An 8,248-nucleotide genomic window follows, 5' to 3' on the forward strand; every position below is an offset into this window, starting at 1 on the left:
ATTTACCTAACTTGCATAATCATCTAAAATCACGAATGCAGAGATATTAAAGTTTTTATATAAAGGGTGGAGTTAACTGAATAAATTAAACTTTTCAGAAGGAGAGTTAATCTCATTTAATCGAAAATTATTAACCATTAATAGAGAATTGAAAAGAAATCAGTACGTAAAATAACATTATCCGAACAGATGGGTATTTAAGTGCTTTCTCGCTGGTTATTTTATGCTTCATCAGGGGGACCTAAGCGATCCAATTCTGCCAAAATCAACGGAATTTGGGCGTTTAAATCCGCGGGTCTTTTATCTTTGCTCCACCAGATAAGGGGTCCCCGGCGTTTATAATCCACTTTACTGACCGCTTCTTTGCCGTTTAATAAGAATTTCACCATAAAGGCCACTGCCAGCGCTTTATCATTGCCACTGCTTAAAAGAGCAAAAGTATAACTGCTGACGTTAGGGATAAAACCACGTCCGATAAGGTTATTGTTTTCGTCCAGACCGTAGACTTTGAGATAAAAAATATTAGTTTTTTCCCCCATGCCTAATTGTGGATAACGGGCAACATAGGCTTTGCCTTTATACCAGGTGTAAAAAATCTGTCGTTCACGATCGATAATTAATGGCGCCTGACGGCGTAAAAAAAACACAGCCCATACGAAAGGAGGAATAATTAGTAAGTAAAGTAACAGGAAACCTATATCAATTTTAAGAATCCGGGAACTACTTGGATAAAAGGTATAGCGATAGTGCAGATATTTTCTCAGAGAGATTTTTTTATCGTTACCAATATAACGGGCGTCTTTCATATAATCAGGCAGATCATTGCGCAAATAAAATTCTTCTCCATACTTCTTCTTTACCAGTGCTACCCAACGATAAATTTCTGCTTCATCATTCTTACGGTCTTCTATAAATCCGTTAATATTTAGGATAAGACTACTAATAATTCCTAATGTAACAGGGATCAGGGTAATACTCCTAGAACGGCGCTGGGTATTTCTAACCCAGCACTCCTTATCATTGAGGCGATCTAGTATTTCTACATGCTTAATAGTTTCTGCATCCTTAATATCCGGTGGTGCTGCCAGAATTTCTTTTTCCCAGTGGGCTAGCCGTTTGGTTGGTAGTGGATGAATGGTAGTAAACCATTTTTTGAGTAAATTTTTTAATCGCTGCTTCATATAAATTCCCCATCAAAACTACCCTTAATTGTATTTTCTACTGTGGGTTTTTCTCCCCATAGATAGCGCAAAGGAGCGATAACATTGTCTGACTGCTGGTAATACCAATATAGTTTGCTGTGATAAGGGTTTATTTCTCTCCCTTCTGTTGTGACTATTTCCAATGTAGCTATATCGCCATTTAGAGTTAACTTAGCCAGTTCTCGTGCAGCTTTGAATGTGGTATCACGAAAAGTGTCTCGTGTATACTGGTGACGGTTAATGGTGATAGGGATAACCTGTGCACCGAGGTAGTATATTTCATTTTCTTTAACGAAAAGTCCGTATATTTCTGAAACTCCCATCTGGAAGGCGGGTAAGGTAAATCGATAGGTTGTTTTTCTATATTCCCTGTGTATCTTTAGTTGTGGCTGAATAAAGAGATTTAAGAACTCCTGGTTTTCGATAACAAAATGATTTTGCGTTTTATTATCCATTTCTCTTGCTATTTCTAATTGTCTAGATATATCAGGTCTTCTCCCTTTCCCCCAAAAAGCATACTTATCTCCTACTCCCCAAAAACAGTTATTCAGCACTTTCTCTAAATCTGACCAAGCACTGCTGGCCTGGACAATGCTGCCACCGATAAGCAAACTGGCCCCGACGACTATTGCAGTGAGTACGCCGCCGGTCAGGAAGGTGCCTGCCGCCGCTCCGATTAGGACTGCTGTTGTTAAGATGGTAGAACCTGTCCCTATTGCTACCAGGCTATAACCTTCTACGTTATTACCCACTCTGAAAGCATTACTGGCATCATAGAAGGAGACCAGCGCCCCTAAATAGCCTGCGACAGTGCCGGCAACACGGGAGAACTGATTGACTACAGCCACATTGATGGCAGGTACTTTTATGTTGCTCATCAGCGCCTTGACTATCGGGGAATTCACTTTACTTGCCAGCGTCGAGCCAATAGAGGTCAAATCGGCACTCATACCAATCACCGCGGTACTAAAGCGCAGTAGGCTCATATAGGACGGTCCGGGCTGTAACGGGTTGTTGCGGGCATATTCTGTCTGCATCGCCACATCCGCCAGGGTGAGAGCATTCAGAAACAGGCTGACGCCGGTCAGTGAGGAGTCAAACAGTAAGCCAATGGACGGTTTACCGGCCCCGTCTAAGGTAAAAAGCTGAACCGGCGAGTCTGCAAGGGTCTTAACTTCCGGCAGGGTTATCACTGGTTTGTTGCCGAGTGATCCCAGACGTTTGCTCCAGTTAATTATTCGCTCCCCAATAGCCTGTGTCCGCATTGCCGGGTCAGGAAGGTGACGATGGGCTTTTGATTCCAGCCGTTTAAGCATTTCCTGATAGCTCTGTTCACTGAGCGCCACTCTGCCATCCGGTTCAATTACCACGCCCAGTGTGGAGAGCAGGGCGGGAACAAAGTGTTGGGTTATCCGGTCAATGGCTTTCTGGGGAAGTTGCCGGACGTAATTTGCCCCCTGATGAATCGCCTGACCGGGATCAGCACAGACGGTTGCCAAAAATGTCCCCATGCCCAGCAGAATATTATCGACGCCGCGAATAAACTGGCTTGCAAGCATCGGTGATTTGACTTTGTCGTTATTCAGTACGGTGATAATACTGCCGGTAATGGTGCGCCAGAAGTTGCCATCCCCGTTGCTGTCCGACTCTTTGGCGGCAAGTTTTGCCAAAACCTGTTGGCCGGGCAGGGAAGATTGCAGATTGCCGAGCAGACCGGAGAGGATTTCACTGAAAAACTGGAATTCCAGCGCGTCTTCTTCTTCCCGCGTCTCTTTTTTGCTTCTCACCCTTTACTCATTCCTATTTTCTGCTTCCCGTATCAGATGCCATACCGTTGTCCGCGGCTCTGCGCCCTGAATATCAAAGGCAGTCGAGCCCTGAACAAAGAAATATTGTTTGTCAGGCTGGCTATCGGTGCGCCAGAATCCGCTGACAAGCATTGGTTCGCCGCTTCTCACCGGGGTAACATGCAAAGGGCCACGGTCATAGCGGGCATACCAAGCCAAGGTGGAAGTTGAATTAAAATGACCCGCCCCATAAAAATGCAGTGAATGACCTTCACGGGGGATCACTCGTATCGGACGTATCAACTGGTTAATAGCAAAATAACTCTCCGGAACACTGCCCGGCAGCGGGGTCAGATCTGGGTATTTACCCACTCGTATCATCAGACCATTGGAGTAAGGACTAATGACCACATCCGGGTAACGAGCCAGTGTTTTACGTATCCAATGTTCCCCACCCAGACGTCCTACAAAGCGTTTAGACAGCAGGGTGATCCAGTTCATCCCTCGGATGGAATGACCATACTGTAATTTGGCTGTATGCACTGCCGAGTTCACTTGCAAGGCGGGGTAGCGTTGCGCTAACTGGTACTCCAGAGAAAAGTAGTCATAGTAGTCTTTGGGTAAGACCAGACAATAGCCACAGTCTCCACTGTCCGGTTCGAGTTGTTCACACAGAAAATCCAGCCAGGTCATAAAGCGAACCATTCCTTCTTGCTCTTTCAGATAATTCCAAGGAAGTGTCAGGCTTAGGTAAGAACTGCCGTTATCACCGCTTATTTCTCGGGAATCCAGGTAACACATCAGATAATTAGGTGCCTCATCTTCATTTTTGGCATCACTGACCACCCAACTAGAAAACTGGTTTTTTTTCTGATTAAGAATACCTTCTTCCACTTTGGCAATATTTTCCGGTGAATATTTTTTTAACCCTTTCAGCTCATGACGGTGAAAACGCAGGTGGGTACCAAATTCTTCGCGAAAGCGCCGGTAGCAGGCCAGAATGCGCTGTTTTTTCTCCAGCGTGTAGCCCTGTTTAAAAAACAGGGTAATTGAAAGACCCAGGCGGGAAACGGTCAGTCCATCGCCATTGATAAAAAGAAAAGAGGTCAGTTGTGATCTCAGTTGGGCAAAGTAATCTACAGTTTCCATCATTTTCTCCGTGAATTATCGGTGATTTGACTTTGTCGTTATTCAGTACGGTGATAACACTGCCGGTAATGGTGCGCCAGAAGTTGCCATCCCCGTTGCTGTCCGACTCTTTGGCGGCAAGTTTTGCCAAAACCTGTTGGCCGAGCAGGGAAGATTGCAGGTTGCCGAGTAGACCGGAGAGGATTTCACTGAAAAACTGGAACTCCAGCGCATCCTCTTCTTCCCGCGTCTCTTTTTTGCTTCTCACCCTTTACTCATTCCTATTTTCTGCTTCTCGTATCAGATGCCATACCGTTGTCCGCGGCTCTGCGCCCTGAATATCAAAGGCAGTCGAGCCCTGAACAAAGAAATATTGTTTGTCAGGCTGGCTATCGGTGCGCCAGAATCCGCTGACAAGCATTGGTTCGCCGGTTCTCACCGGAGTTACATGCAAAGGGCCACGGTCATAGCGGGCATACCAAGCCAAGGTAGAAGTTGAATTAAAATGACCCTCCCCATAAAAATGCAGAGAATGACCTTCACGGGGGATCACTCGTATCGGACGTATCAACTGGTTAATAGCAAAATAACTCTCCGGAACACTGCCCGGCAGCGGGGTCAGATCTGGGTATTTACCCACTCGTATCATCAGACCATTGGAGTAAGGACTAATGACCACATCCGGGTAACGAGCCAGTGTTTTACGTATCCAGTGTTCCCCACCCAGACGTCCTACAAAGCGTTTAGACAGCAGGGTGATCCAGTTCATCCCTCGGATGGAATGACCATACTGTAATTTGGCTGTATGCACTGCGGAGTTCACTTGCAAGGCGGGGTAGCGTTGCGCTAACTGGTACTCCAGGGGAAAGTAGTCATAGTAATCTTTGGGCAGGACCAGACAGTAGCCACAGTCTCCACTGTCGGGTTCGAGCTGTTCACACAGAAAGTCCAGCCAGGCCATAAAACGAACCATGCCGTCTGGTTCTTTCAGATAATCCCAGGGCAGCACCAGACTCAGGTAGGAGCTACTATCGTCACCATCATCCTCATCGGAATCCAGGTAACGCATCAGATAATTAGGTGCTTCATCTTCATTTTTAGCATTACTAACGACCCAGCCACAGAGCTGGTTTTTTTTCCTGGCGAGAATGCCTTCCTCTATCTTAATAATATTTTCCGGTGAATATTTGCTTAACCCTTTCAGTGAATGGCTATGAAAACGCAGCTGAGTGCCAAATTCTTCACGAAAGCGGCGATAGCAGGCCAGAATGCGTTGCTTTTTCTCTTGAGTGTAGCCCTGTTTAAAAAACAGGGTAATCGAGAGCCCCAGGCGGGAAACGGTCAGTCCATCGCCATTGATAAAAAGAAAAGAGGTCAGTTGTGATCTCAGTTGGGCAAAGTAATCTACAGTTTCCATCATTTTCTCCGTTAATTATGAGGCAGTGGCGAATGTCACACTCGCCAATATGGCCAGGACGGCAGCTAACGCGGCGGCGCTCACCGAGGCGGCAGCGGCTAAAATTTCCACCAGTGCAATCAGTGCAGCAGCAACGGCAAGGGTGACAAGAATAACAACGGCAACGCCGGCAACAATCACAACCACTTCCAGTATTCCTTCACCTACCTCTTTTAATATTTGCATCCAGCTCATGTTTTTTAGCTCTTCCAGAGTGATATCTGAGCCCTGTTGCACAGTCTGCCACTGAGCTTTTATCTCATTCTCCGTCCAGGTCACGATTTTCCCTGTTTGTTCACTGACCCAGGAAAACGCGTAGCTGACCTGATGGCTTATCGGGTCAATAATTTCTTCACACACCCATTTGCCGGCTTGATTGAACCAGGCACCAAACTGGGCAAGGATCTCCCGGGTACTGTCGCGGACATAATTCAACCCATTTTCAGCCAGCCCGGCCACCTCCTGCCCGAGGACAACCCAGTCTTCATAGCTGGGTAAAAACGACCAGCGGGAAGTGCTGAGAAGCGGTGGATTTTTTGTCAGGGGTTGTGGAATAGTGCCCGGCACGCCCTCTTCGGGAGGAATGGGTAAAGCTTTCTCATCAGGAGGCGAACCGGGCGGCTGTGGGGCCAGTGGTATGGGATTTTTATAGTGCTGGGAACCGGGTTGATAATGTTTTCGCCATGCTTCATCGTACTGTTTTTGCTCCTCGGTGCGATTATCGCTGATACGCATTACACCAAAGCGGTCTTCGGTCGCAATCTGGATATAATCTATTTCTTGATCTTCGGCAAGTTTATCCCCCGGAAATTTCACTTCAATCAACATTTTCAGATTATCGGGGTGCACAGAACCATCAAAGTAAGTGGCATTTCTACCCGGCCAGCGGAGAGCTTCCTCTTTAACCAGAATAATATCGGGCCGCCGAATACGCTTAACACCAAATTTCTTCGTATCGTCGGCAGAAGGCCGGGCAAATGGATTGCTGGATTGGGGTAAATTACCGCTATAACGCTGTTTAGAGGCCAGACTGGTCACCAGCATGGGCAAAGGAACATCTTTAGGCCCTCGGATAGCAAACACCACTTCCGCTTTATAAGGCCACAAAAAGTCATGTTTAAGTTCCTCAACCTTAATCAATCCACTCATAATGACTTGATTAAGAAAGCGAATAGCCCCCAGTTTGGTGATAATCATTGCCGGCAGGCGCAGGGCGTATTCGGCTTTTCTCGCCAGATAACAGGGATCTTCATCGGCGGGAAAGATGCCTATTTCCATCGTACAGTTAATTGAGGTCACTGCCGGGCACATCTTGCCGCTGTTGGATATTGTCATACTTATTTCTCCGTAAATTCCATAACATGCTCTACCGGTGTGTTATCACTGGCCTGATATAAGGTTTGCTTCGGTTTCGGTGGGGCTTCCGGTGAATTCAGTTGCAGATTTTCTTCAACCTCACTCTGTACGGTCACGGTTCTGCCTAGCGCGTCGGTTTTACCGGAGAGGACCTGCCCGTCGGCGGTGGTGATGGTATAAAGGGTATTCACCAGCGGCTTACCGCTTTGCTCACTTCGCAGGGTATAGCGTGCTGAATAGTCAAACAGCGCATCGGCGGATTTCTTGCCGGTGATATGGTCAGACATTGTGATACTGACACCTTCGATACGGATATTTCCCATTGGGTCAATGACTATCTGCCCGCCCGCGTTCCCAATAGTGATTTGCCCGCTTTCCGAGTGCACAGTGATATGTTTACCCACGGCAATTTGCTGGTTATCGGTGACGTTAAATTGATGGCTTTTACCAATTGAAATGGCTTGCTGACCTTTAATGGTCACCGTTTGATTTTGACTGACTTCAAGCGTCTGGAAGCCCTGCACAGCCTCATCATCATCGTTTTTAATAATGGTGGTGCGGTTATGTTTGACTTCTGTTTTCTGGTCATGGTTTATCTGTGTGGTTTTATCCCTGAGAACCTGCGTCTTCATATCCCGTTGAGCATGAATAAATACTTCCTCGCTGCCGTTTTCATCCTCAAAACGCAATTCGTTAAAGCCATGACCTTTATGGGTCTTGGTTCTGAACGTGGTGCGGGTCTTTTCCTCAGGCAAATTCAGCGGCGGACGGTTAAGTGCATTATAGGTACATCCGGTAATAATGGGGCGGTCAATATCGCCGTTGAGATAGGCGATAATCACTTCCTGGCCGACTCGCGGTGTGGCCAGAAAGCCAAATCCGTTGCCATTCCAGCCTTGTGCTACCCGTACCCAGCAGGAGGCCTGGTCGTCAGGCGCGTCGTAACGGTTCCAGTGGAAGTGAACGCGAACCGCCCCCTCTTTATTCACATAAATTTCTTCCGTGCCCGGCCCGACAACCGTGGCGACTTCATCGCCGTCGGCCAGGGGTTTATAGCGGTAGGGCGGACGCCAATCGTTGCGGCCGGGAATAAACCGGGTCTGTGAGTTGAGGGTCGTGCCGGCTCCGCCATCACCCAAAACGGCGGGCACATGCCCTTTATGTTGGGAAGAGACGACTTGCCAGCGGTCGTTCATGGCGTCAATCGGGTGGTGGGTTAATGTGAAGATCCTGCCCGGCATTAATCGAATACAGTTACTGTCCGCTTGCCCTGATTTGCTGCCGGCACGTAAAGCTTCCAGCCGGTACTGGGTAAATGG

General features: G+C 47.3%; 7 protein-coding genes. All 7 read right to left on the reverse strand.

Translation table 11 applies throughout. From position 1 onward, the window contains the following. Nucleotides 1-221: 221 nt before the first annotated feature. Nucleotides 222-1,181 (reverse strand): hypothetical protein, encoded by a 960-nt coding sequence (locus LGZ99_RS22560; protein WP_262979645.1) that lies wholly within the window; start codon nt 1,179-1,181, stop codon nt 222-224. Further along, the gene (locus tag LGZ99_RS22565) at nt 1,178-2,989 is read right to left on the reverse strand and encodes a hypothetical protein (protein WP_262979646.1); all 1,812 of its coding nucleotides are present in this window, start codon (nt 2,987-2,989) and stop codon (nt 1,178-1,180) included. The genes LGZ99_RS22560 and LGZ99_RS22565 overlap by 4 nt, the downstream gene beginning before the upstream one ends. A 3-nt stretch (nt 2,990-2,992) precedes the next feature. Continuing rightward, on the reverse strand, nt 2,993-4,138 hold the full coding sequence (locus LGZ99_RS22570; RefSeq protein WP_262979647.1) for a DUF3396 domain-containing protein: 1,146 nt from the start codon (nt 4,136-4,138) through the stop codon (nt 2,993-2,995). Next, nucleotides 4,023-4,385 (reverse strand): hypothetical protein, encoded by a 363-nt coding sequence (locus tag LGZ99_RS22575; protein ID WP_262979648.1) that lies wholly within the window; start codon nt 4,383-4,385, stop codon nt 4,023-4,025. The genes LGZ99_RS22570 and LGZ99_RS22575 overlap by 116 nt, the downstream gene beginning before the upstream one ends. A gap of 3 nt (nt 4,386-4,388) precedes the next feature. Then, nucleotides 4,389-5,534, reverse strand: a complete 1,146-nt coding sequence (locus LGZ99_RS22580) for a DUF3396 domain-containing protein (protein WP_036841623.1) — start codon at nt 5,532-5,534, stop codon at nt 4,389-4,391. A 15-nt stretch (nt 5,535-5,549) separates the two neighbouring features. Next, complete coding sequence (locus LGZ99_RS22585; protein ID WP_036841620.1) at nt 5,550-6,908, reverse strand: VRR-NUC domain-containing protein; 1,359 nt, start codon at nt 6,906-6,908, stop codon at nt 5,550-5,552. A 2-nt stretch (nt 6,909-6,910) separates the two neighbouring features. After that, a partial coding sequence (tssI, locus tag LGZ99_RS22590) for a type VI secretion system tip protein TssI/VgrG (RefSeq protein WP_262979649.1) occupies nt 6,911-8,248 on the reverse strand: 1,338 nt, incomplete at its 5' end.

It is taken from the genome of Photorhabdus temperata, from assembly GCF_025384845.1.
In the GTDB taxonomy this organism is placed as follows: Bacteria; Pseudomonadota; Gammaproteobacteria; order Enterobacterales; family Enterobacteriaceae; genus Photorhabdus; species Photorhabdus temperata.